The sequence below is a fragment of the Paraburkholderia sp. BR10141 genome (assembly GCF_056155635.1).
The window spans coordinates 38,756-62,428 of sequence record NZ_JBMIQH010000006.1 but is presented as its reverse complement, the minus strand read 5'-3'; the positions used below and the strand labels follow the sequence as shown (position 1 = coordinate 62,428).

Annotated in this window: 20 protein-coding genes and 1 other RNA gene; 9 read left to right on the top strand and 12 right to left on the bottom strand. The window is 63.2% G+C overall.

All coding sequences use genetic code 11. The features are described from left to right. Positions 1-14 precede the first annotated feature (14 nt). From rpsA to gyrA, 9 genes are all read right to left on the bottom strand, one after another. The gene (rpsA, locus tag ACOJB8_RS10515) at positions 15-1,745 is read right to left on the bottom strand and encodes a 30S ribosomal protein S1 (protein ID WP_069262639.1); all 1,731 of its coding nucleotides are present in this window, start codon (positions 1,743-1,745) and stop codon (positions 15-17) included. 188 nt (positions 1,746-1,933) lie between these two features. Further along, entirely contained in the window at positions 1,934-2,629 is a 696-nt protein-coding gene (gene cmk / locus ACOJB8_RS10510; RefSeq protein WP_368727374.1) for a (d)CMP kinase, read from the bottom strand. A gap of 27 nt (positions 2,630-2,656) precedes the next feature. Next, positions 2,657-3,961 (bottom strand): 3-phosphoshikimate 1-carboxyvinyltransferase, encoded by a 1,305-nt coding sequence (aroA, locus tag ACOJB8_RS10505; RefSeq protein ID WP_368727375.1) that lies wholly within the window; start codon positions 3,959-3,961, stop codon positions 2,657-2,659. A gap of 81 nt (positions 3,962-4,042) precedes the next feature. After that, positions 4,043-5,032: a prephenate dehydrogenase gene (locus ACOJB8_RS10500; RefSeq protein ID WP_368727376.1), complete on the bottom strand. Its 990-nt coding sequence runs from the start codon at positions 5,030-5,032 to the stop codon at positions 4,043-4,045. Next, positions 5,019-6,140, bottom strand: a complete 1,122-nt coding sequence (hisC, locus tag ACOJB8_RS10495) for a histidinol-phosphate transaminase (protein ID WP_475012441.1) — start codon at positions 6,138-6,140, stop codon at positions 5,019-5,021. The genes ACOJB8_RS10500 and hisC overlap by 14 nt, the downstream gene beginning before the upstream one ends. A 128-nt stretch (positions 6,141-6,268) precedes the next feature. Beyond that, on the bottom strand, positions 6,269-7,354 hold the full coding sequence (gene pheA / locus ACOJB8_RS10490) for a prephenate dehydratase (protein ID WP_069262643.1): 1,086 nt from the start codon (positions 7,352-7,354) through the stop codon (positions 6,269-6,271). 62 nt (positions 7,355-7,416) lie between these two features. Further along, a complete protein-coding gene (gene serC, locus ACOJB8_RS10485) occupies positions 7,417-8,499 on the bottom strand; it encodes a 3-phosphoserine/phosphohydroxythreonine transaminase (protein WP_069262943.1) in 1,083 nt (360 codons plus the stop codon). Between the two features lie 235 nt (positions 8,500-8,734). Then, positions 8,735-9,343 carry a DUF2059 domain-containing protein gene (locus tag ACOJB8_RS10480; protein ID WP_069262944.1) on the bottom strand — a complete coding sequence of 203 codons (609 nt, stop codon included), beginning with the start codon at positions 9,341-9,343 and terminating at the stop codon, positions 8,735-8,737. Positions 9,344-9,539: 196 nt separating this feature from the next. Next, a complete protein-coding gene (gyrA, locus tag ACOJB8_RS10475; RefSeq protein ID WP_475012438.1) occupies positions 9,540-12,149 on the bottom strand; it encodes a DNA gyrase subunit A in 2,610 nt (869 codons plus the stop codon). Positions 12,150-12,712: 563 nt separating this feature from the next. Between gyrA and ompA the strand changes: the two genes are divergently transcribed. The 7 genes from ompA to ACOJB8_RS10440 all read left to right on the top strand — a co-directional run bounded on the left by ompA (position 12,713) and on the right by ACOJB8_RS10440 (position 19,413). Further along, the gene (gene ompA, locus ACOJB8_RS10470; RefSeq protein WP_042260999.1) at positions 12,713-13,357 is read left to right on the top strand and encodes an outer membrane protein OmpA; all 645 of its coding nucleotides are present in this window, start codon (positions 12,713-12,715) and stop codon (positions 13,355-13,357) included. 214 nt (positions 13,358-13,571) lie between these two features. Continuing rightward, the gene (gene ubiG / locus ACOJB8_RS10465) at positions 13,572-14,270 is read left to right on the top strand and encodes a bifunctional 2-polyprenyl-6-hydroxyphenol methylase/3-demethylubiquinol 3-O-methyltransferase UbiG (RefSeq protein WP_069262645.1); all 699 of its coding nucleotides are present in this window, start codon (positions 13,572-13,574) and stop codon (positions 14,268-14,270) included. 86 nt (positions 14,271-14,356) lie between these two features. After that, a complete protein-coding gene (locus tag ACOJB8_RS10460) occupies positions 14,357-15,079 on the top strand; it encodes an HAD-IA family hydrolase (protein WP_368605533.1) in 723 nt (240 codons plus the stop codon). Between the two features lie 103 nt (positions 15,080-15,182). After that, positions 15,183-15,552: a transfer-messenger RNA gene (ssrA, locus tag ACOJB8_RS10455) on the top strand. A gap of 214 nt (positions 15,553-15,766) precedes the next feature. Beyond that, positions 15,767-16,255, top strand: coding sequence for a hypothetical protein (locus tag ACOJB8_RS10450; protein WP_342948576.1), 489 nt, complete (start codon positions 15,767-15,769; stop codon positions 16,253-16,255). Positions 16,256-16,756: 501 nt separating this feature from the next. Further along, entirely contained in the window at positions 16,757-18,334 is a 1,578-nt protein-coding gene (locus ACOJB8_RS10445; protein ID WP_342948575.1) for an esterase/lipase family protein, read from the top strand. Positions 18,335-18,348: 14 nt separating this feature from the next. After that, entirely contained in the window at positions 18,349-19,413 is a 1,065-nt protein-coding gene (locus ACOJB8_RS10440) for a T6SS immunity protein Tli4 family protein (protein ID WP_342948574.1), read from the top strand. Positions 19,414-19,430: 17 nt separating this feature from the next. On the opposite strand, the gene ACOJB8_RS10435 is transcribed toward ACOJB8_RS10440, so the two are convergent. From ACOJB8_RS10435 to ACOJB8_RS10425, 3 genes are all read right to left on the bottom strand, one after another. Then, positions 19,431-19,706, bottom strand: coding sequence for a hypothetical protein (locus ACOJB8_RS10435; RefSeq protein ID WP_475012435.1), 276 nt, complete (start codon positions 19,704-19,706; stop codon positions 19,431-19,433). Between the two features lie 268 nt (positions 19,707-19,974). Continuing rightward, the gene (locus ACOJB8_RS10430; RefSeq protein ID WP_342948571.1) at positions 19,975-20,241 is read right to left on the bottom strand and encodes a hypothetical protein; all 267 of its coding nucleotides are present in this window, start codon (positions 20,239-20,241) and stop codon (positions 19,975-19,977) included. A gap of 112 nt (positions 20,242-20,353) precedes the next feature. Next, positions 20,354-21,451, bottom strand: a complete 1,098-nt coding sequence (locus tag ACOJB8_RS10425; RefSeq protein ID WP_069262648.1) for a substrate-binding domain-containing protein — start codon at positions 21,449-21,451, stop codon at positions 20,354-20,356. 130 nt (positions 21,452-21,581) lie between these two features. Between ACOJB8_RS10425 and ACOJB8_RS10420 the strand changes: the two genes are divergently transcribed. Then, positions 21,582-22,094 (top strand): NAD(P)H-dependent oxidoreductase subunit E, encoded by a 513-nt coding sequence (locus tag ACOJB8_RS10420; protein ID WP_342948598.1) that lies wholly within the window; start codon positions 21,582-21,584, stop codon positions 22,092-22,094. Continuing rightward, on the top strand, positions 22,091-23,662 hold the full coding sequence (locus ACOJB8_RS10415) for a formate dehydrogenase beta subunit (protein WP_475012433.1): 1,572 nt from the start codon (positions 22,091-22,093) through the stop codon (positions 23,660-23,662). The genes ACOJB8_RS10420 and ACOJB8_RS10415 overlap by 4 nt, the downstream gene beginning before the upstream one ends. The last annotated feature ends 11 nt before the right edge of the window (positions 23,663-23,673 follow it).

The window sequence follows — 23,673 nt, the reverse complement described above, 5'->3', positions numbered from 1 at the left end:
CCCCCGTTTGAGGCTTACTGGTTCTGGCCGTCGAGCTTGGCCTTGAGCAGCGCGCCGAGGTTGGTCGTGCCGGTGGCAGCCTGACCCGAATCAGCCGACATGGTGCGCAGGGCTTCCTGCGTTTCAGCCGAGTCCTTCGCCTTGATCGACAGGTTGATGCCACGCGACTTGCGATCGATGTTGATGATCATCGCGTTGACCTTGTCGCCTTCCTTCAGCACGTTGCGAGCATCTTCCACGCGGTCTTGCGCGATTTCCGAAGCACGCAGGTAGCCTTCGACGTCGGCGTTCAGCGTCACGACTGCGCCCTTGGCGTCAACCGACTTGACCACGCCGTCGACGATCGAACCCTTGTCGTTGACAGCAACGAAGTTGCTGAACGGGTCGCCTTCGAGCTGCTTGATGCCGAGCGAAATGCGTTCCTTCTCGACGTCGATGCCCAGAACCACGGCTTCGACTTCGTCGCCCTTCTTGTACTTGCGAACGGCTTCTTCGCCAGCTTCCGACCACGACAGGTCCGAAAGGTGAACCAGACCGTCGATGCCGCCAGGCAGACCGATGAACACGCCGAAGTCGGTAATCGACTTGATCGCGCCCTGGAGCTTGTCGCCCTTCTTGAAGTTGCGGCTGAAGTCATCCCACGGATTCGGCTTGCACTGCTTCATGCCGAGCGAGATGCGGCGGCGGTCTTCGTCGATCTCGAGGACCATGACTTCGACTTCGTCGCCCAGCTGGACAACCTTCGACGGAGCAACGTTCTTGTTGGTCCAGTCCATTTCCGACACGTGAACCAGGCCTTCGATGCCCGATTCGACTTCGACGAACGCGCCGTAGTCGGTGATGTTCGTGACCTTGCCGAACAGACGCGTGCCCGACGGGTAACGGCGCGAGATGCCTTCCCACGGATCGTCGCCCAGTTGCTTGATACCGAGCGAAACGCGGTTCTTTTCCTGGTCGAACTTGAGGATCTTCGCGGTGACTTCCTGGCCAACCGAGAGAACTTCGCTCGGGTGACGCACGCGACGCCATGCGATGTCGGTGATGTGCAGCAGGCCGTCGATGCCGCCGAGGTCCACGAACGCGCCGTAGTCGGTGATGTTCTTGACCACGCCGTTGACGATCGCGCCTTCCTTGAGCGTTTCGAGCAGCTTTGCGCGCTCTTCGCCTTGCGTGGCTTCGATCACTGCGCGGCGCGACAGCACGACGTTGTTACGCTTGCGGTCGAGCTTGATGACGCGGAATTCGAGGGTCTTGCCTTCGTACGGCGTCGTGTCCTTGACCGGACGCGTGTCGACGAGCGAACCCGGCAGGAACGCGCGGATGCCGTTGACCATGACGGTCATGCCGCCCTTGACCTTGCCCGTGATCGTGCCGGTCACGAGTTCGTTGTTGTCGAGAGCCTTTTCCAGCGACAGCCACGAAGCGAGACGCTTCGCCTTGTCGCGCGACAGGATGGTGTCGCCGTAGCCGTTTTCCAGCGCGTCGATCGCGACGGAAACGAAATCACCCGCCTGCACTTCCACTTCACCCGCGTCGTTCAGGAATTCTTCGAGCGGAATATAGGCTTCGGACTTGAGACCAGCATTGACGACCACAAAGTTGTGGTCGACGCGCACGACTTCGGCGGAAATCACTTCGCCGGCGCGCATGTCCTGGCGGGTCAGCGACTCTTCGAACAGAGCCGCGAAAGATTCGGTATTCGGGGTGGAGGTTTGCAGGTCGGACATAAAAATCTGGATTTGCATGGTTTTCGCTACCTCGCCAGTCGGTCTTGACTGCCGGGCGTTGAGGCCGGAACACGATGCTCGCGGCGCAGATGCAAAAGCCATACGGGGTTAAAGGGTTTAACACACGCCCTGTTGCTTTCCAGGGCACCTACTCGTACTGCTTACTGCTTACTGCTTTCTTTACTGCGCTTTGCCCCGTTCGCGGATTACCGTACGGGCCGCAGTTGGCTAGACTCCTGATACCACTGCACCACCTGTTCGACCGCCTGGTCGACGGAGAGCGCCGAAGTATCGAGAAGCTGCGCATCTGCTGCAGGCTTGAGCGGTGCGGCCGCGCGGTTACTGTCGCGCGCGTCGCGTCCACGCAAATCCCGAAGCAAGTCATCCATATTAGCAGAAAAACCTTTTTGGATCAATTGCTTATGCCGGCGGGCCGCACGGGCCTCCACGCTGGCCGTTAAAAACACCTTCAGAACAGCGTCCGGGAAGATCACGGTGCCCATGTCGCGGCCATCCGCAACGAGCCCGGGAAGCTTGCGAAACGCCCGCTGGCGCGCCACGAGCGCGGTGCGCACGGCCGGATGCGCAGCGATCATCGAGGCGCGGTTGCCCACTTCCTCGGCACGGATTTCGTTCGAAACTTCAACGCCATCGAGCTGCGCAAGCCCCTCGCGGAACGTGATATGGAGATCGTCGATCAGCTTCGCAAGGTTCTCGGCGTCGTCGGCCGCAATCGCGTAGCGCATGCTCGCGAGCGCCGCCAGGCGGTACAGCGCGCCGCTGTCGAGCAGGTGAAAGCCAAGTTGCGCGGCGACTAGCGCGGCCACCGTGCCCTTGCCGGAAGCACTCGGGCCGTCGATCGTGATGACGGGCGTCGGATAAAAGGGACGGGTCGATTTCATGCGGCAAAGGTACTCGGCTTCATTGAATCAAGGTTGCGCGAGCGCCAGGAAGCGCTCGAAGTAATCGGGGAACGTCTTGCCGACGCACTTCGGGTCGTTGATGCGCACCGGCACGCCGCCGAGGCTCACGAGCGAGAAGCACATCGCCATGCGGTGATCGTCGTAGGTGTCGATCGCTGCGTTCGGCGTGAGTTGCTCGGGCGGACGCACGATCAGGTAATCGGGGCCCTCTTCCACGTTCGCGCCCACCTTGCGCAGTTCCGTGGCCATCGCGGCGATGCGGTCGGTTTCCTTCACGCGCCAGCTCGCGATGTTGCGTAGCGTAGTTGCGCCGTCGGCGAAGAGCGCCGCCACGGCGATCGTCATCGCTGCGTCGGGAATCAGGTTGAAGTCCATGTCGATGGGGTCGAGCTTGCCGTGATCGTTGCCGATCCCGCGCACCTCGATCCAGTCATCGGCGACCGTGACGTTCGCGCCCATGCGCATGAGCGCCGCGGCGAACGCAACGTCGCCCTGGATACTCGATCGTCCCACGCCTTCCACACGCAGCGGGCCGCCGCCGATCGCGCCCGCGGCGAGAAAGTACGACGCGCTCGATGCATCGCCCTCGACCATGATCTTGCCCGGCGACTGGTAGCGCACGCCCGCCGGGATCTCGAAGCGGTGCCAGCCGTGGCGCTCGACCTTCACGCCGAAGCGCTCCATCAGCTTGATCGTGATTTCGATGTAGGGCTTGGAGATCAGTTCGCCGTCCACTTCGACGATCGTCACGCCGTCCTTGGCGCGCACGAGCGGCAGCGTCATCAGAAGCGCCGTGAGGAACTGGCTCGACACATCGCCGCGCACGCGGATGGGCGCCTCGACCGAAACCGGCGCGGGGCGGATGCGCAGCGGCGGATAGCCTTCGTTTTCTTCGTAATCGATCTTCGCGCCGATCTGGCGCAGGCCGTCCACGAGGTCGCCGATGGGTCGCTCGTGCATGCGCGGTACGCCGTGAATGCGGTAGTCGCCGCCGTTCACCGCGAGCGCGGCCGTGAGCGGACGCACCGCCGTGCCTGCGTTGCCGAGGAAGAGATCCGCGCGCACCGCCTGGAACGCGCCGCGCGTGCCCTGCACGATGCAGGTGTCGTCCTCTCGTTTGAGCTTCACGCCGAGCTTTTCCAGTGCGTCGAGCATCACGCGCGTGTCGTCGGAGTCGAGCAGGTTCGTGATGGTCGTTTCGCCCTCGGCCAGCGCGGCGAGCAGCAGCACGCGGTTCGAGATGCTCTTCGAACCGGGCAGACGGATCGTGCCGGACGCACGGGTGAACGGTCCGAGATCGAGGTGTTCCATGAGCGTGTCCTGAGAATGCCTGGTGTTACCTGAGGTTGCCTGGGTTGCGGCGCTCGCGCCGTCGGGCTGGGTCCTGCTTGCTTATTTGCCTGGTGCTGTATCGATGGCCGCCGCCGCGCTCTTGCCGCCGCGCTCCTGCCACGCCTCGCGCGCGGCGCGCGAACGCGCGAACACGGTTTCGAGCGCTGCGCCGTCGCCGGCGTCGATGGCCGCGCGCAGCTTCGCCAGCACTTCAGTGTAGCCGTCGAGTTCGGCGAGCAGCGCGGCGCGGTTCGCGAGGCACACGTCGCGCCACATTTCGGGGCTCGACGCGGCAATGCGCGTGAAGTCGCGGAAACCGCCTGCCGCGAACGAAAATTTCAGCTGGGCGTCGGGCGAAGCGAGAATCTGGTCGACGAGCGCAAACGACAACACATGCGGCAGATGGCTCACCGAAGCGAACACGCGATCGTGCTGCGCGGCCGGCATCTCGCCGATCAATGCGCCCGTGGCGCGCCACATCGCGGCGATGCGCTCGACCGATGCCGGCGCGTTTTCCGCGAGCGGGCACAGCACGACGTTGCGGCCCACGTAGAGATCGGGCAGCGCGGCGTCGACGCCGCTCGATTCGCGCCCGGCGATGGGATGCCCCGGCACGAACTGGGCGATGCGCGCGCCGAGCGCGGCACGGGCCGCGGCGATCACGTCGCTCTTGGTGCTGCCGGCGTCGGTGACGATGGTTGCTTGCCCCAGGTGCGGCGCCATGCGCTCGAGCAGGGCCTGGGTTTGCGCTACGGGAGCGGCGATCAGCACGATGTCGGCGCCGTCGAGCGCGGCGGCGAGCGCCGCTTCGTCGTCGAGCGTCGCGGCGGCATCGATCACGCCCAGTTCGAGCGCGCGCGATACCGACTTTGCACTGCGGCCCACACCGATCACCTGCACGCCTTCGCCGCCGTGCGAGCCTCGCTCGCGCAACGCGCGCGCGAGCGACCCGCCGATCAGGCCCACGCCGAAAATCACCAGTTTGTTAAACGAAAACGCACTCACGACGTCACCGAAAAAAGTAAGGGTTGCGCGCTCATTGCGCGCCAAGCGCTCGCTCGAGGGCCGCGACGAATGCCGCGTTCTCCTCGGGCAAGCCGATCGTCACACGCAGCCATTGCGGCAGGCCATAGTTGCCCACCGGACGCACGATCACGGCTTGCTTGAGCAGCGCGAGATTCACGCGCTCGCCTGCGCCGTCGTCCGTTGCGTCCTTCGCCACGCGCACCAGCACGAAATTGCCGTCCGAAGGCACGTATTCGAGGCCGAGGCGCTCGAACGCCGTGGTAAGCGTGCGATAGCCCTCGGCGTTGAGCGCCGCGCTGCGCTCGAGGAACGGCGTGTCGCCGAGCGCGGCAATCGCAGCGGCCTGCGCGAGCGTGTTGACGTTGAACGGCTGGCGCAGACGGTTGAGCAGATCGGTCAGTTCCGGCTGGGCGATCGCGAAGCCGATACGCAGGCCGGCGAGTCCGTAGGCTTTCGAGAACGTGCGCGAAACGAGCAGGTTCGGATAGCGGCGCACCCACGCGATCGAGTCATAGCGCTTCTCAGCCGCGAGGTACTCCGTGTACGCCTCGTCGAGCACGACCGCGACATGCGCGGGCACCTTCGCGATAAACGCCTCGAGCGTCGCGCCGTCGACGAACGTGCCGGTCGGGTTGTTCGGGTTCGCCACGAACACGAGACGCGTGTCCTCATCGATCGCCGCCAGCATCGCGTCGAGATGGTGGCCGTAGTGCACGGCCGGCGTCACGATATGGCGCGCGCCGAGGCCCTGGGTCGCGAGTGCGTAGACCGCGAACGAGTACTGCGAATAAACGATCGCCTGACCGCGCTCGACGAACGCATGCGCGGCCATTTCGAGAATGTCGTTGCTGCCGTTGCCGAGCGTGATCCACTCGGGCGGCACGTCGTAGCGCGCGGCCAGCGCAGCCTTCAGCTCGAACGCGTTTGAATCGGGATAGCGGCCCAGTTCGCTCGCGGCCTGCACGATCGCGCGCTGCGCCGATTCGGGCATACCGAGCGGATTCTCGTTCGACGCGAGCTTCACGATGCGCGCTTCGTCGAGTCCAAACTCGCGCGCGACTTCGGAAATCGGTTTGCCGGCGATGTAAGGCGCGATGGCGCGCACATACGAGGGGCCGAATTGCGTGGTCATGCGTCTCTCCAGGGCTCAGGGCGCCGGGCGTACAACGGTCTCTACCGGACGGATCGGAAAGGCGCGCCGCCCGGCATTCTCATGCGGCGGGCGGCGATTGGCGGCGGGCCGCCCGCACCTTCCACGCCTTAGCGTGCGCGCGGATACGAACCAAGGATCTTCAGATACGCGGCTTTCTTGCTGAGTTCGTCGAGCGCGGCGGCCACGGCGGGTTCGTCACGATGACCTTCGAAGTCGATGTAGAAGTAGTACTCCCACGTGCTGCCAAGGCGCGCCGGCCGCGACTCGAATCGCGTCATCGACACGCTGTGGCGCGCGAGCGGCTCGAGCAGCTTGTACACCGCGCCCGGCTCGTTCTTCACCGACACGATCATCGAGGTCTGGTCGCGCCCCGTCGCGCCCGCCGGCTGCTTGCCGATCATGACGAAGCGCGTGCGGTTGTGCGGGTCGTCCTGGATCAGCGCGTTTGCGATCAGGAGACCGTAGTGCGTGGCGGCGCGATCGCCCGCAATCGCGGCGACCGTCGGGTCGGCGGCGGCGAGGCGCGCGGCTTCCGCGTTGCTCGACACGCTCTGACGCTCGAGCTGCGGCGCGTTCGCCGTCAGCCAGTGCTGACACTGTGCAAGCGCCTGCGGATGCGCGCACACGCGCGTAACGCCTTGCAGGTTGCCGCTTTGCGTCATCAGATTGTGCTGAATCGGCAACGCGATTTCGCCGCCGATGACGAGCTGCGTTTCGAGGAACAGGTCGAGCGTGCGCGAAACGGCGCCCTCGGTCGAGTTCTCGACCGGCACGACGCCGAACTCGGCGGCGCCCGCCTCGACCGAGCGGAACACCTCATCGATCGACGGGCACGGCAGGCCTTCGATCGACTGACCGAAGTACTGGTACATCGCCTGTTCGCTATAGGTGCCGACCGGGCCGAGGAACGCAGCCGAAATCGTCTTTTCGAGCGAACGGCTCGCGGCCATGATCTCGCGCCAGATCGCGCTGATGTGATCGTTGCCGAGCGGGCCGTCGCTCATGTTCTGCAGGCGCTCGATCACCTGTTGCTCGCGCTCCGGGCGAAACACCGGCGCGTTGAAGTGCTTCTTGACCTCGCCGACTTCGAGCGCGACCGAGGCGCGCTGGTTCAGGAGCGCGATGAGCTGCGCGTCGATCGCATCGATGCGTTCGCGCAGCGGCTTGAGTTGGGAGTTGAGTTCGTCGTCCATGCGTGAAACCGGCAATCTGAAAGGATGCGCGCGGCGCCGCTTCGCCCGTGAGCGAGGAGCGCTTACGCGTGCTTCGCCTCGAATTCCTTCATGTACTCGACCAGCGCATTCACTGCTTCGAGCGGCACCGCGTTGTAAATCGATGCCCGCATGCCGCCGACGGACTTGTGGCCCTTCAGCTGCAACAGCCCGCGCTCTTTGGCGCCGGCGAGGAAATCTGCGTTACGTGTTTCGTCGGCGAGGAAGAACGGCACGTTCATCCGCGAGCGCGCGCGGCGCTCCACCTTGTTGATATAGAAGCTGCTCGCGTCGATCGTGTCGTAGAGCAGCTTCGCTTTTTCCACATTGCGCGCCTCGATGACTTCGAGACCGCCCTGACGCTTCAACCACTTGAACACGAGCCCGGCGATATAGATCGCGTAGGTCGGCGGCGTGTTGAACATCGAGTTGTTCGCGGCCACGGTCTTCCATTCGAACGCCGAAGGACAGATCGGCATCGAGCGGTCGAGCAGGTCCTCGCGCACGATCACGACCGTCACGCCCGCCATGCCGATGTTCTTCTGCGCGCCGCCGTAAAGCACGCCGTATTTGGCGATGTCCATCGGGCGCGAGAGGATGTGCGACGAGGCGTCGGCCACGAGCGGAATGTCGCCCAGGTCGGGAATCTCGAAGGTCTCGACGCCGTCGATCGTCTCGTTCGTGCACAGGTGCACGTAGGCGGGGTCGCTGGAGAGCTTCCACTCGCTCTTCGGCGGTGAATGCGTGAAGCCGGCCTCGGTGCGGCCCGTGGCGGCGATATGCGCTTCGCCGTACTTGAGCGCTTCCTTCTGCGACTTCTGCGACCAGGAGCCGGTCACGACGAAATCGGCGCGCGGCTTCGAACCGAACAGGTTGAGCGGCACGATCGCGTTTTCGCCGATGCCGCCGCCCTGCAGGAACAGAATCTGGTGACTTGCGGGGACCTGCATCAACTCACGCAGATCGAGCAGCGCCTCGGCGTGGATCTGCATGAATTCCGGGCCGCGATGGCTCATTTCCATCACGCCCATGCCGCTGCCGTGCCAGTCGAGCATTTCGTCAGCGGCCTGACGCAGGACTTCCTCTGGCAACGCTGCCGGCCCGGCTGAGAAGTTGTAGACGCGCATCGTAAAGAGATCCCCGAGGCAGGCGCTGTGGCAAAAACCGCCGGAAAACACGCCAGAAAAAAGAAAATGGCCGCTTGCGCTCATCGCGCAAACGACCATTATCGCATTGTCGCCGGGAACCCGCCACGCACCGCGCGGCAGTGGGCTTCCCGGTCTATGCGGCCGATCCGGCCCCGCGACCGTGCATCATGGCTGCGGACCTGAAGGGCTTAAGTGCCGGGCTCATTTGCCAGGCTTACTTGCCGACCTTGACCGAAGCGACTTCCTTGTCGGCCTGGTCGCGCGTTGCCTTGATCGACTGCGGCATGTACTTCTGCATCAGGCTGTTCACGACGTCGCGGCCAACCTGGTCTTGAACCTGAATGAACTTGCGGCCGGTCGGGCTGCGGTAGAACGTCGTCAGGTCCTTGATTTCCTGGGTGCTATAGTACTTCGCGTAGGCGTCGTACTGAGCTTGCATGGCGTCCGTCTTGAACGAGTCGGTCGCGAAGACCTGGCCCGCCGAGTCAACCAGCTTCGGCACGGCGTTCTTTTGCAGCGACGGCACGGCAGCTTGCTTCTGCTTGTCCGTCATCGTCTTGTTTTCCGAGAGCGCGTCCGACAGGATGGCCGGGACGAGCTGCTTGGCTTGCATCTGGGCGCTGTTGCCGATTGCGCCGACGAGCTTCTGTGCGTCGATCGCGTCGAGCAGGTCCTTGATCGCGGCTTGCTTGGCCGGATCGACGGGTGCTGCAGCCGCTGCCGGTGCCTGGGGGGCGGGCGCCTGGTTCTGGAGCGCCTGAGCCATGGCAAACGTCGGCACGAGAGCGGCCAGCAACATCACCTGCTTGAATCGTTTTTGCATCATTACTCCCTTTGAGAAATTAATCGATTTGCGCTGCCGCGCGGACTGCGGGGCGCCGCATTGCGTTCTGCGCCCGCTCACCGGTCCGCCCGGCACACCATTCATTTCGCTGACACTAACAAGGTTCGCTGAAACCCACCTTAAAGCCCGCGTAAGCGCATCGATTGAACACGCTTGTGCGGGCCAGGATGACGCATCACTCTTCGCCTTCGCCCGGTTCGCCCTCACCTTCGGCGTCCACTTCTGCGTCCGCTTCGGCGACCTGCTGCAGTCCGGAAAGCTTCGTACCTTCGTCAAGGCTGATGAGTGTAACACCTTGCGTTGCACGGCCCATTTCGCGAATTTCCGACACGCGGGTGCGAATCAAAACGCCCGTGGTGGTGATCAGCATGATCTGCGCTTCGGAGTCGACGAGTGTGGCCGCAACCACCTTGCCGTTGCGCTCCGACGTCTGGATCGCGATCATGCCCTTCGTGCCGCGGCCGTGGCGCGTGTACTCCGTGATCGGGGTGCGCTTGCCATAACCGTTCTCGGTCGCGGTGAGCACCGACTGCTGCTCGTCGCCCGCCACGAGGAGCGCGATGACCTGCTGATTGTCTTCGAGCTGCATGCCGCGCACGCCGCGCGCTTCGCGGCCCATCGGACGCACGTCGTTCTCGTCGAAGCGCACCGCCTTGCCGGCGTCGGAGAACAGCATGACGTCGTGTTCGCCGTCGGTGATCGCGGCGCCGATCAGGTAGTCGCCGTCGTCGAGACCGACCGCAATAATACCCTTGCGCAACGGGCGGCTAAAGGCTTCTAGCGGCGTCTTCTTTACCGTGCCGAGCGCCGTGGCCATGAAAACGAACTTGTCGGCCGAGAACTCCTTGACCGGCAGCACGACCGTGATCTTCTCGCCGTCCTGCAGCGGGAACATGTTGACGATCGGACGGCCGCGCGAGTTGCGCGAACCCTGCGGCACTTCATACACCTTCACCCAGTACACGCGGCCGCGATTCGAGAAGCACAGGATGTGATCGTGCGTATTGGCAATGAAGAGCGTGTCGATCCAGTCGTCGTCCTTCATCGAAGTCGCCTGCTTGCCGCGACCCCCGCGCTTTTGGGCACGATATTCCGACAACGGCTGCGATTTCACATAGCCGGCGTGCGACATGGTCACGACCATGTCCTGCGGCGTGATCAGGTCTTCGGTGTTGAGCTCCGTGGCGTTCATCTCGATCCTCGAGCGGCGGGCGTCGCCGAATTCGCTCTTGATCGAGGTGAGTTCGTCGGAGATCATGACAGTTACGCGCTCAGGGCGCGCAAGGATGTCGAGCAGGTCGGCGATCTGCGCCATCACTTCACGGTACTCGCCGATGATCTTGTCCTGCTCCAGGCCGGTCAGGCGCTGGAGGCGCATTTGCAGGATTTCCTGCGCCTGCGTGTCGGACAGACGGTAGAGGCCGTCGGCCTGCATACCATATTGCGGGTTCAGCCCTTCCGGACGGTAGGCTTCGCGCCCGCCTGCCGCCGCATTGTCCTGCTCCGCGCGCGTGAGCATCTCGCGCACGAGCGACGAATCCCACGAGCGATTCATCAACTCCTGCTTCGCGATGGGCGGCGTGGGCGCGGCCTTGATGAGCTCGATGAAATCATCGATGTTCGCGAGCGCAACGGCGAGACCTTCCAGCACGTGGCCGCGTTCGCGCGCCTTGCGCAGCTCGTACACCGTACGACGCGTGAGCACTTCGCGGCGATGCGAGAGGAAATGCTCGAGCATTTCCTTCAGGTTCAGCAGCTTCGGCTGGTTGTCCACCAGCGCGACCATGTTCATGCCGAACGTGTCCTGCAGCTGCGTCGCCTTGTACAGATTGTTGAGGATGACCTCGGGCACTTCGCCGCGCTTGAGCTCGATCACGACACGCATGCCGCTCTTGTCCGATTCGTCGCGAATATCGGAGATGCCTTCGAGCTTCTTCTCATTGACGAGCTCGGCAATGCGTTCGAGAAGCGAACGCTTGTTCACCTGATACGGCAGTTCGTCGACGATGATCGCCATGCGTTGACCGCGATCAATTTCCTCGAAGTGCGTAGCCGCGCGCATCACGACGCGGCCGCGGCCGGTGCGATAGCCGTCGCGCACGCCGGCGACGCCATAAATAATGCCGGCGGTCGGGAAATCGGGTGCGGGAATGATCTCGATCAGCTCGTCGATCGTTGCCTGCGGACTCTTCAGCAGATGCTGGCAAGCGTCGACGACTTCGTTGAGATTGTGCGGCGGAATGTTCGTGGCCATGCCGACCGCGATACCCGACGAACCGTTGATGAGCAGGTTCGGGATGCGCGCCGGCAGGATCTGCGGCTCGCTCTCGCTGCCGTCGTAGTTCGGCCCGAAGTCGACCGTTTCCTTGTCGATGTCGGCCAGCAGCTCGTGGCCGATCTTCGCCATGCGGATTTCGGTGTATCGCATGGCGGCGGCGTTGTCGCCGTCGATGGAGCCGAAGTTACCCTGGCCGTCGACGAGCATGTAGCGCAGGGAGAAGTTCTGCGCCATCCGCACGATCGTGTCGTAGACAGCCGTGTCGCCGTGGGGGTGGTACTTACCGATGACGTCGCCGACGATACGCGCCGACTTCTTGTAAGCGCGGTTCCAGTCGTTATTCAGCTCGTGCATTGCATAGAGCACGCGCCGGTGGACAGGCTTCAGGCCGTCACGAACATCCGGAAGTGCTCGCCCGACGATCACGCTCATCGCGTAATCGAGATACGAGCGGCGCATTTCCTCCTCGAGGGAGATTGGCAGAGTCTCTTTGGCGAATTGATCCATTATCGATGTCTTATTTGGGCACGCGGTGTGCTAGCGCCTCGCCCCAACTTGTAGAGCGGAGGTCGCCGCAGTCACCACGGGACGCCCAGCTGTCGCATGGACGCCGCGGACGCAGCGCATCACGCGATTCTACCATGCACGACACCCTCGCCCGCCGCCTGCGTATACCTATTAGAGGAGTGAAGCCGAAGGGCTCAAAAGCGCCTTGAGCGTGGCGCAAACGCCGCAGTGCGAACCGGAATCAGATGCATCGCCACTGATTTGGATGACAATGTGTGACGCTCCCGCTACCCAGGCGCAATACCAGGTAAAATTAAGGGAACTTTTTTGTTGCGGGCGTACCACGTTCGACCAGCAGCAGTGAAAGGGGCGGATTTTTTTTATCGTCGGAGGGGAACGATATGGCAAAATGCCAACGCACAAAGTTAGACACTGCTCGAAGTCTACACAACGCAAAGCGTTCCCCACAACTTGCCAATGTTATACTTCGAGCAATGTATGACTTGTCTTCGTCATATGGCTCGCAGTAAACCTGCGGTAATCTCAATTTCGAGAGGAGAAATATGAATAAACTTTCAAAGCTCGCGTTCATTGCAGCTACCGCAGTTGTGGCTGCATCCGCTCAGGCACAATCGGTGCCGGCGTCGCGACAAGCCGTCAATGACAACTGGGTGAATGGTACCGGCGAATACGTGTGGATGAACGGCACGAACGAGCTTTGCTGGCGCGATGCATTCTGGACGCCGGCCACCGCCAACGCCAAGTGCGATGGCGCCCTGGTCGCCCAGGCACCGCAGCCGCCGGTCGCTCCGCCGCCGCCGGCCATCACCAGCCAGAAGATCACGTACCAGGCTGACGCCCTGTTCGACTTCGACAAGGCCATCCTGAAGCCGGCTGGTAAGGAAAAGCTGGACGACCTGGCAAGCAAGATCCAGGCTCTGAACCTCGAAGTCGTCGTCGCGACGGGCTACACCGACCGTATCGGCTCGGTCGCCTACAACGACCGTCTGTCGCTGCGCCGTGCGCAAGCCGTCAAGTCGTACCTCGTCAGCAAGGGCGTTCCGGCAGAGCGTATCTACACGGAAGGCAAGGGCAAGCGCAACCCGGTTACGACGGGCTGCAACCAGAAGAACCGCAAGGCTCTCATCGCCTGCCTCGCACCGGACCGTCGCGTGGAAGTCGAAGTCGTCGGCACGCAAAAGCAGTAATCGCGAGCGCTCGACCGCAAGTCTCAAAAGCCCCGCTTCGGCGGGGCTTTTTTTATCCCGCGCTTTATCCTTCTTTCATTTCGCCTGTCTGCGCGCGGCGTCATCGTTCCGGAAAGCCTGACGGCACGGCGCGGCATTTTGCTGCCCTGTGCACCCGCCTGTATACTCTGGGCTTATTCTTTCCGACCCGTACCGCGCTTCAGGCTGCCACGACATGACGAATGCCGATCCCCACGAGCTGCAGAAATTCAGCGATCTCGCTCATCGCTGGTGGGACCCGAACGCCGAATTCAAGCCGCTGCACGAACTCAACCCCATTCGCCTCGCCTGGATAGACAGCCATGCGCATCTGCCTTCCAGGCGCGTGCTCGACATCGGCTGCGGCGGCGGCATCCTTTCCGAATCGATGGCGGGACTCGGCGCAACCGTAAAAGGCATCGACCTGTCGCGCGAGGCGCTCGGCGTGGCCGACCTGCATAGCCTCGAGAGCGGCGTGACGGTGGACTACGAGCTGATCGCAGCCGAAGCGATCGCCGCGCGCGAACCGGCGTCGTTCGACGTCGTGACCTGCATGGAAATGCTCGAACACGTGCCGCAGCCCGCCGAAGTCGTGAAGGCCTGCGCGACGCTAGTGAAGCCTGGCGGCTGGGTGTTCTTTTCGACGCTCAATCGCAACGTGAAGTCGTATCTTCTCGCCGTAATCGGCGCGGAATACATCGCGCAGATGCTGCCCAAGGGCACGCACGACTACGCGCGCTTCATCCGCCCCTCGGAGCTTGCCGCGTTCGTGCGTGACGCCGGCATGCACGTCGCCGAGATCAAGGGCATCACGTATAACCCGCTCACGCGGCACTTCGCGCTGTCGAACGATTCCAGCGTCAATTACATGATCGCTTGCCGGCGCGGCGCCTGACGGCTCTTGCGCGAGCGGCGCCGCCGGATCACCCTGCTCCGGCGGCATTCCCTGCACACCGGCGCGCCGCGCCATCGCTTCCAGACATGAATTCACCCACGAACGCCCAACCTGCCGCGGAGAGCGCCGCAGCGCTTGCCGCCTGCGACGCCGTGCTGTTCGACTTCGACGGCACGCTCGCCGATACGGCCCCCGACCTCGCCGCCGCCGTCAACCAGATGCGCCACGCGCGCGGTCTCGTGCCCACGCCGCTCGAGAAGCTGCGTCCGCTCGCTTCGGCGGGCGCACGCGGCCTGATTGGCGGCGCGTTCGGGATCGGCCCCGACGATCGCGAGTTCGCCGCCATGCGCGAGGAGTTTCTCGCCAACTACGAGGCGAATCTGCGCATCGAGACGGCGCTCTTCGCCGGTATCGATGCGGTGCTCGACGACCTCGACGCACGCGGCGTGCGCTGGGGCATCGTGACCAACAAGGTCGCCCGTCTCACCGAGCCGCTCGTGAAACTGATGCATCTGGACACGCGCGCTAGCTGCGTGGTGAGCGGCGATACGACGCCCTATTCCAAGCCGCATCCGGCGCCATTGCTGCACGCGGCCGAGGCGCTCGGCATCGCGCCGCAGCGCGTGGTCTATGTCGGCGACGATCTGCGCGACGTGCAGGCGGGCGCCGCGGCGGGCATGGCGACGATCGCCGCCGCCTACGGCTACTGCGGCAACGACGTACCGCCCTCGCAGTGGGACGCGCAATATGTCGCGGACACCACGGCGGCACTGTTCGCCCTGCTTCAGCACATCGGCAAGGGGGCCTGAGGCGGTGCTGCAGCGGCTTTTGATCGCGAAGAGCCCCGCGCGCCCTTGAACCGGGCACGGTTCGCCTCATACGGCGAACTATGGGATAATTGTTCCATCCTCTGGGGCCGACCTGGTTTCGACAGGGGTTATGAAGTAATCAGGGCATGCCGAGGACCCGTCACCTCGTTAATCAATGGGAAAAACGTAACTGCAAACGACGATACGTTCGCACTGGCAGCCTAAGGGCCGCCGTCCTCTGCCTGGCTCACTGACGGGCTAGCGTCGCAAGACCGGTAGCAATACCGCCAGAGGTCATTTACGTCAGTTAAGCCTTGGTGGCGTCACGACGCCAAGGTCGAAAATCCAGTGAATCGCCGTAGCGCAGCGTGTTCGTCCGCGTCGCTCCGGTTAAATCAAACGACAGAACTACGCATGTAGAACTGGTTATGGACTGCTTCTGGACGCGGGTTCGATTCCCGCCGGCTCCACCAGAATTTGACGATAAAACCCCGTAAGTTCAAGACTTACGGGGTTTTCTTTTTTCTGGCCCATCATCTGGCGGGGGCTAGGCGACTCGTTTTTATGTCGTGGTTAGGGAAAGTCCCTTTTGGACACCCTTGGTACGCGCTGGCAGGTTTTGGCGGGTGCCAGGGTAGCCCCTCCGGCGTTGCGCGAAGCAGGAACCGCACAACCCTACGTCGACACATGTTCGGGCCGAAAAAGGATATCGACGCGTACTCGCAGCGCCTGACCGTGCTGGCGGACACCATCATCGAGGGCGACACGCGCGGCGTCGCTTCCGGCCAGAAAAAAAGACGGCACACCCCCGCCCTGTGCGCGGGTCCTTCCAAGCCGGATTGCAATGCGGGTTGCGCAGAGGCGCGATATTGCACCAGCTACGCGGTGCAAAACTTGTCCTGGGACAACAGCATGAGCGAACGAATCAGCGCATCGGAATTCGCACGTCGCGCAGGTTGCGATGTGAAACAGGTTCGCCGTGCGCTCGCACGCGGGACGCTTGAGCGCGGCGCAGATGGCCTGATTGACGCGGCGATGACCGGGGCTGCGTGGCGCAAGGCGAATCGGCGCACGCTCGCGAAAGGCGCGCTGGCGGCTCGTACAGACCGGGGCGAGCGGACACGGCAACGCGACCGCAGAGAACCCGGCAGGAAGCGCAATCGACCCGTTGCCTAGGATGTTGCCGCTGGCGGAAGCGCTACGCCTGAAAGAGCACTATGCGGCGATGTTGCGCAAGTTCAATACGAGCAACGCGAAGGCAGCCTGATCGAACTTGCGCAGGCCGAGGCCGTGGTGTTTGACGTGTTTCGTGCTGCGCGCGATACATGGCTCGCGTGGCCATCGAAGGTCGCACCGTTCATAGCCGCCGAACTGGGGCGTAGTGGTAGACGCGGTGACGATGCCGCTCAGTGAGTACGTGTACCGCCGGCTCCAGGAGCTTGCCGATCCGCAGCCGCATTCACCGAAAGTTGAACCGGGCCGCCAGCATTGAGCTCCATCAACAGGTGCCACACTTTCGAACTTCGTCTGATTGAGTCCATGCCGTCCGTGCGCTAGAAGTCCCAGGCGGGATGAGATATCGCCCCGCATCGCGGCCTCCCAGCCTGTGCAGTCCTGATGCGTCAGGCTCCTGGAAACCCGTCTGGGTGCGCCGCACGCAAATGGGAGAAATCTGCATTGGCTACACAAGAACGCATTATCCAGCCGAAGATCGCCGACGACGGATCGGTTCACTATTCGTCGGTCATGTCCGCGCCTGACGACAGCACGGCAGTCTGCTACATGGTGCCGGATCGGGTCATTCCAGTGGTCTTTGTGCCGGGTGTCATGGGCACCAATCTGGAATCCAACGGCACGCAACCGAAGCCTGTCTGGCTGCTCGACAGCCTGTCTACCGTCAAGCCTTGGATGACGAAAGGTCCAGACCTGCGTCAGCGCATTCTGTATCCGGATGGAACCCAGGTCCACGGTCGCGGCAAGATCGCGCCCGGTACGGCGCAGACCGACGATGAACTGCGCCGTCGAGGCTGGGGCGAAGTCGCGTACATGAGCTACGGCGAGTGGCTGGTATGGCTTGAAAACGCGCTGAACGACGCTCATGCCGCAACGGATTACGGGCGCAAGGGACTGCGCGAAAGCCTTTGCCATATCGTCACGCCTGGCCTGGAAAAGCTGGAGCGCGATGAGGTGGCGCTCTCGTACAGGTATCAGTTTCCAGTGCATGCGGTTGGCTACAACTGGCTGCAATCAAACGCCGTGTCGGCGCAGCGCCTGAAAACGCGAATCGATGAAATCACGGCCTGGTATCGAGAGAAATTCGGCTGGCGATGCGACAAGGTGATTCTCGTCACCCATTCGATGGGGGGACTGGTAGCCCGCTACTATTCCGAAGTCGCGGGGATGCGGGACAAGGTTCTCGGGATCGTGCATGGCGTGATGCCCGCCACAGGCGCAGCGACCACGTATAAGCGGATGAAGGCGGGCACCGACGGCATGGCAGGGCTGGCACTGGGCCCAACCGCTGCAGCGATGACTGCAGTAGTTGGCAGTGCCCCCGGCCCGCTGCAACTGCTGCCGAGCCGGGACTACGGCATGGGCTGGTTGCAGATTCGGGACGGTGACCGGTTCGTTGCCTTGCCGCAACCGGACAAGGACGGCAACATCGATCCATACAGCCAGATCTATACGGTACGCGGTACCTGGTGGGGGCTGTGCGATGACTCGCTGCTCAATCCGCTCGATCCCGGAAAGAAAACCGTTGATCAGGACTGGGATAATTTCGAGAAGATAATTAAAAAGAAAGTGAAAACCTTTCACGAGGAGATCAGCGGCAAGTATCACGCCAACACCTATGCGTTCTATGGCGACGACCCGAAACACCTGGCATACGGCGACGTCACCTGGACACAGCAGGCGTCACCGCTCCTGCGCGGTGGCACGCCTCCCATTACCGACCTGCTGCGAGCGCGTGGCAGTGATGACCTCTCATCCGGCGGGCAGACGGTCAAGACGACGCTCAACGGGAAATCCATATATTCCACGTTTGTCCTTCGGGATGCGGACGAGCATGGCGACGGGACGGTGCCTGTGCGCTCGGCACGCGCGCCCGGCCACAAGGTGCGTGCCTGTGTCGCCTTTGCGGCTATCGACCACGAGGGAGGCTTCAAACTGGATGCGACCCGACGCTTCACGCTTCACGCCATTACCCGCATCGCGCAGAGCGTGAAAGGTACGGCACTGGACTACCAGGCATGAGGACAACGCGCGCAATGCTCGCTGTTGCCTGCCTGATATTTACCGTTGCCGCATGCGATCACAAGCCGGCACCGTTGAGCCAACAGGAAAAGCAAATCGTGACTGAACTGACTGCGAATATGAAAACGCGGTGCGTGGGCCGCTATCTGGTTGACATGCCGGGCGATGCCTGGGAATGGGGGCGCGCAAAGATACGGGGCGTCAGCATCGAGGCGAAGGCGATGACGGAAGACGCCTGGCGGCAGGAGGTCGCGCAACGCGAGGCGGCATTGAAAGCCACGACGAGCCGTGATGCGTATCCATTCCTGTATGCGGCGGGAAAGGGGCGGGGTGAGCATACTTACGTCTTCATCCATCGCGGCACTATCTACGACGATCCGGCAACGCGGCAAATCGAGGGCTACAAGTGGGACCGGGGGTATCAGTTCTTACTGAAAATCGAGGGTAGTGATTTTACGAATCCGGATCAGACAGATGATCCAATCGTGGAAAAAATGGCCATAAAAAATGATATACCCGACAAAAGAGATCTCATACTGGGCATGATGGATAAGCTGCGAGGCCGCGCACCGGACGAAGTTCCAACGGAGCCAGGCGTGTGCTTTGCAGGCGGGTTTCTGCCAGCGCCTGCGGGGAGCAACGAAGAGGTGGACGCCCAGTTTGGCTGGGACAACATGCAAGATGTGAGTTTCGACATGATGACCACGCCAGATATTCGCGAGAGCACGACCCTGCTGCAACGAGCCGACGGCGCTGAAATGCACGCAGAATTAAAAGCGGCAGACGGTCATCTGGTTCGCAAGGGGCCAGTCGCGCTCACTGGCATGAAGGCCGAGGAGTGGCTGGCAGAAAGTCGGATGGAGGGAGGCGGGCGCGGCAACTTGTTCTCGCTCTTCATCAACGAGACCACGAGTGGACCTTCCACGCCGTACCTGTCGCTAGACCTGACCACTGGCGGGCAGATCGAACTTCAAGGGAAGCTTGTAAAACTCGAAAAGGGGTCGCTCACCACTGGCGAAGCCGTTGCCTTATGGGACGCCGTATCGCGAACCTTGCGTATGAGGCCCGGCGCGCTATGACGCGCCTTCGAGTTACGTCAGGACGAGAGAACATGCCCCGTCCATGCTTCCATCATCGGGTAGCGCTGTTCGAGCAGGTCTGTGCGGTGATAGGCCGCTTCGACCTTGTTCGCAACCGTGTGTGCGAGCGCCCGCTCGGCAAAATCGCGGGCGTAGCCGTTTTCGCTGGCGCAATCCCTGAACGAGCTTCTAAATCGGTGCGCAGTCGCCACGCGCCGAGGCGTATCGCCTTTCCCTTTCACGCGGCGCAATAGCGCCGTCAAGGTCATATCGGACAGCACCATGCCGCGCACCGATGGAAACACCAGCGTCTTGTGACAAGTTCTTTCAGCGTCTTAAGCATCGCACCGACCGGTACCGCCATCGGGACGCGATGCGGTTCCCCCGCTTTCATCCGCTCGCCGGCGATCGTCCAGATTCCGGCGTCGAGGTCGAACTCGCCCAGGTCGCGCTGCGCACCGGCACAGCGCACACAAAAAAAACTCGCGACGCCCCGTTCAGGCCTCGCGAGTTTTTCTTTGCTCCACAAGCGGCGCAACTTTCGCGTGCGCCCCGTGATCATCAATTGTCCTGCGGGCACTGCAGATTACAGCCGTTCTGATCACCCAGATCGCCACGCTTGCGTGCGGCAGTCGGCTTGCCATGCTGATACTTGGCCGACGGCGCCGAAGCGGCGAACTGCATCTGGGGATGCTCGTTGAACTTGAACTGATCGCTCAGAATACCGCCAGGCACGCCCGGCGAATTCTGCGCAGAGGCAACGTTGAACGTAGCAAACAACACTGCCGCCGTTGCGGCCGCGGCACCAACTTTGAGGACAAATTTCATGGTCGATCGGCGCGACGGGCGCGCATCTGAAACGTGAGAGCGAATACAAACTGAAAGTATCACAAAAAGCGCCTCAGTCTGCAGCATAGTCCGACCATTCCATTGCCTTCTGTTACAACGGCCGCGCCTCGCCCTCGAGCGGCCCGCCCCATGCGGCTTCGAGTTCCAACACGTCGCCGCACGACGCCGGATCGTATCCCTCCAGTTGCGCAACGGATGCGCGGAACCCCGCACCGCGCAGCAAACCGAGCACGGTCGCCAGCGGCTCGTGCGCGAGGTGGCCGCGATCACACGCGAAATAGTAGTCTTCGTCGGCAATTTCAATGAAATCGAGCCCGAAATGGTGCGCCGCCGGCGCAACCCCGAAGCCCACGTCGGCCATTCCGCTCGCCACAAATGCGGCGATCGCAGAATGCGTGAGTTCCGACGACGCATAACCGTTCACGCGCTCAGGATCGACGCCGATGCGCGTGAGCAGCAGATCGATCAGCATGCGCGTGCCCGAGCCCGGTGGCCGGTTCACGAAACGGATATCGCCGCGCGCGAGGTCGGCGAGACCTGTGATCTGCTTTGGGTTGCCGCGCCCGACGAAGAGTCCCTGCTTGCGCTGCGTGAGATGGATGAGCACGTGCCGCTGCGGGTCGAGCCAGCTCCGGTAGGCGTTGGCGCAGGCGGCCCGAAAATCGCCGCGCGGTAGATGAAAGCCGGCAAGATCGCATTCGCCGCGCGCGAGCGCCGTGATCGCATCGACGCTGTCGCGGTACTTGATCTCCACGGGCACCTGGTCGGCGACGAGCGCCGTCACGAGCGCCGCCACCGCGTAGCCGTGCGAAGCATGGATGCGCAGATCCTGAGCGTCGGGCGCGAGCCAGCGGTTCAGGTCGCTCGCCACTTCACTGGCCAGCGCCTCGAGGTTGCCCTGCAGCCGCTCCCCGCACAGGCGCTGGGAGCGCAGCACAGCCTCGCCCAATTCGGAGAGAACGGAGCCGCGGCCACGCGCTTTCGCGATCAACGCGCCCCCCAGGCGCTCCTCGACTTCACGCAAAACGCCCCACGCATGGCGATAGGACAAACCCTTACGCTGCGCGGCCTGCGCAATGCTTCCTTCCTCGGCGACGAGCGCAAGCAACGGTACAACGTCCGTCAGGCTTGCCTCGCGGCCGTCCGCGTCGCGCACGACTAGCTGCGCATGGCACTCGACCTTGATCATTATGAAATTTTCCTTCCTATTGCGTCTGCCTTTCCACGGGCCTATTGTTCGGTCAGACAACAAGACAACCGCAGCATAGATGCACACTTTATGAATAACAAGTGCATATATGCCCAGGAGAAGCCCCATGATGGAAGAGACAGCTGTTAGCGCGCCGGACGATCTCGTCCTGCGTCACGCACAACCAGGCCGCACGCTGCTTGCGATCCTGCATGCGATCCAGGACGAAGTCGGCTTCGTGCCGCCGTCCACGGTCGTGCCGCTCTCGAAGGCGCTGAATCTCTCGCGCGCCGAGGTCCACGGCGTGATCACCTACTATCACCACTTCCGCACTGCGCCGCCCGCGCCGGTCACGGTTCAGTTGTGCCGCGCCGAGGCCTGCCGCAGCATGGGCAGCGAGGCGCTCGCGCAGCACGTCGAGTCGCATACCGGCTGCCGGTTCCGACAGCACGGCCACGACGCCGAACACGCGCACGCGCATGAAGGCCCGGTCGCGCTCGAATCCGTCTATTGCCTCGGGCAATGCGCGCTCTCGCCCACCATGACGATTAACGGCACGCTGCACGCAAAAGTGACCCCGCAGAAGTTCGACAAGCTCTACGCAGCCGCGCTCGCGACCGTGCGCACCGAGGAGGCCGCATGACTCGCGTCTACGTTCCCCGTGACTCCTCGGCGCTTGCGCTCGGCGCGGATGCCATCGCCGAGGCCATCGAACGCGAAGTCGCCGCGCGCGGCGCGAGCATCGAACTCGTGCGCAACGGCTCGCGCGGCCTGCTTTATCTCGAACCGCTCGTCGAAATCGGAACGCCCGATGGCCGCGTAGGCTATGCGAACGTCGAACCCGATGAAGTCGGCGCACTCTTCGACGCCGGCTTCCTGCAAGGCGGCCAGCACGCACGCAGCGTCGGCCTCGTCGAGCAAATTCCGTATCTGCGCAAGCAGCAGCGCCTCACGTTCGTGCGCATCGGCATCACCGACCCGCTTTCCACCGACGACTACGTCGCCCACGGCGGCCTCGAAGGATTGCGCAATGCGTTGAAGATGACCGGCGCCGATATCTGCGAAGCGCTGCTCGAGTCGGGCCTGCGCGGCCGCGGCGGCGCGGCGTTCCCGGCCGGCATCAAGTGGCGCACGGTTGCGAACGCGCATGCCGACCAGAAGTACATCGTCTGCAATGCAGACGAAGGCGATTCGGGCACGTTCTCCGACCGCCTCGTCATGGAAAGCGATCCGTACGTGCTGATCGAGGGCATGACGATCGCGGGCATCGCGGTGGGCGCGACCGTGGGCCATATCTACGTGCGCAGCGAGTATCCGCATTCGATCGAAGCGCTCGAAGAAGCCATTCGCCGCGCACGTGCTGCCGGCTGGCTCGGCGACGACGTGCTCGGCAGCGGCAAGCGCTTCGAACTGTTCGTGGCCAAGGGTGCGGGCGCCTACGTATGCGGCGAGGAAACGGCGCTGCTCGAGTCGCTCGAGGGCAAGCGCGGCATCGTGCGCGCCAAGCCGCCGCTGCCGGCGCTCGCCGGCCTGTACGGCAAGCCCACGGTCATCAACAACGTCATCACGCTCGCCACGGTGCCGATCATCTTCGCGAAGGGCGCGGCGTTCTACAAGGACTTCGGCATGGGCCGCTCGCGCGGCACGCTGCCGTTTCAGCTCGCGGGCAATATCGCGCGCGGCGGGCTCGTGGAGCTTGCGTTCGGCGTGACGCTGCGCGAGCTGATGGTCGACTACGGCGGCGGCACCGCCAGCGGCCGTCCAGCACGCGCGGTGCAGGTGGGCGGCCCGCTCGGCACCTATCTGCCCGAAAGCCAGTGGGACATTCCCATGGACTACGAAGCGTATGCGGCCGTTGGCGCGGTCGTGGGTCACGGCGGCCTGGTCGTGCACGACGACACGTCGAATCTCGCCGAACTCGCGCAGTACGCGATGGAGTTCTGCACGCTCGAATCGTGCGGCAAGTGCACGCCGTGCCGCATCGGCTCGACGCGCGGCGTCGAGGTGATCGCGAAGATCCGCAAGGGCGACACGTCCGAAAAGCAGGTCACGCTGCTGCGCGACCTGTGCGACACGATGGTGTCCGGCTCGCTGTGCGCGATGGGCGGCATGACGCCCTACCCCGTGATCTCCGCACTCAACCATTTCCCTGAAGATTTCGGTCTCGAACCCGTCGCCCAACAAGCAGGCCAGCAACCGGCGGCCGCCTGAACGAGGAACCA

Coding starts and splice junctions, on each gene's coding strand:
- ACOJB8_RS10460 (WP_368605533.1), top strand. CDS start 14,357: ATGAATTCACCCACGAACGCCCAACCTGCCGCGGAGAGCGCCGCAGCG.
- hisC (WP_475012441.1), bottom strand. CDS start 6,140: ATGACCACGCAATTCGGCCCCTCGTATGTGCGCGCCATCGCGCCTTAC.
- ubiG (WP_069262645.1), top strand. CDS start 13,572: ATGACGAATGCCGATCCCCACGAGCTGCAGAAATTCAGCGATCTCGCT.
- ACOJB8_RS10430 (WP_342948571.1), bottom strand. CDS start 20,241: ATGAAATTTGTCCTCAAAGTTGGTGCCGCGGCCGCAACGGCGGCAGTG.
- aroA (WP_368727375.1), bottom strand. CDS start 3,961: ATGGAACACCTCGATCTCGGACCGTTCACCCGTGCGTCCGGCACGATC.
- gyrA (WP_475012438.1), bottom strand. CDS start 12,149: ATGGATCAATTCGCCAAAGAGACTCTGCCAATCTCCCTCGAGGAGGAA.
- pheA (WP_069262643.1), bottom strand. CDS start 7,354: ATGGACGACGAACTCAACTCCCAACTCAAGCCGCTGCGCGAACGCATC.
- rpsA (WP_069262639.1), bottom strand. CDS start 1,745: ATGCAAATCCAGATTTTTATGTCCGACCTGCAAACCTCCACCCCGAAT.
- serC (WP_069262943.1), bottom strand. CDS start 8,499: ATGCGCGTCTACAACTTCTCAGCCGGGCCGGCAGCGTTGCCAGAGGAA.
- ACOJB8_RS10415 (WP_475012433.1), top strand. CDS start 22,091: ATGACTCGCGTCTACGTTCCCCGTGACTCCTCGGCGCTTGCGCTCGGC.
- ACOJB8_RS10420 (WP_342948598.1), top strand. CDS start 21,582: ATGGAAGAGACAGCTGTTAGCGCGCCGGACGATCTCGTCCTGCGTCAC.
- cmk (WP_368727374.1), bottom strand. CDS start 2,629: ATGAAATCGACCCGTCCCTTTTATCCGACGCCCGTCATCACGATCGAC.
- ompA (WP_042260999.1), top strand. CDS start 12,713: ATGAATAAACTTTCAAAGCTCGCGTTCATTGCAGCTACCGCAGTTGTG.
- ACOJB8_RS10440 (WP_342948574.1), top strand. CDS start 18,349: ATGCTCGCTGTTGCCTGCCTGATATTTACCGTTGCCGCATGCGATCAC.
- ACOJB8_RS10425 (WP_069262648.1), bottom strand. CDS start 21,451: ATGATCAAGGTCGAGTGCCATGCGCAGCTAGTCGTGCGCGACGCGGAC.
- ACOJB8_RS10480 (WP_069262944.1), bottom strand. CDS start 9,343: ATGCAAAAACGATTCAAGCAGGTGATGTTGCTGGCCGCTCTCGTGCCG.
- ACOJB8_RS10450 (WP_342948576.1), top strand. CDS start 15,767: ATGTTCGGGCCGAAAAAGGATATCGACGCGTACTCGCAGCGCCTGACC.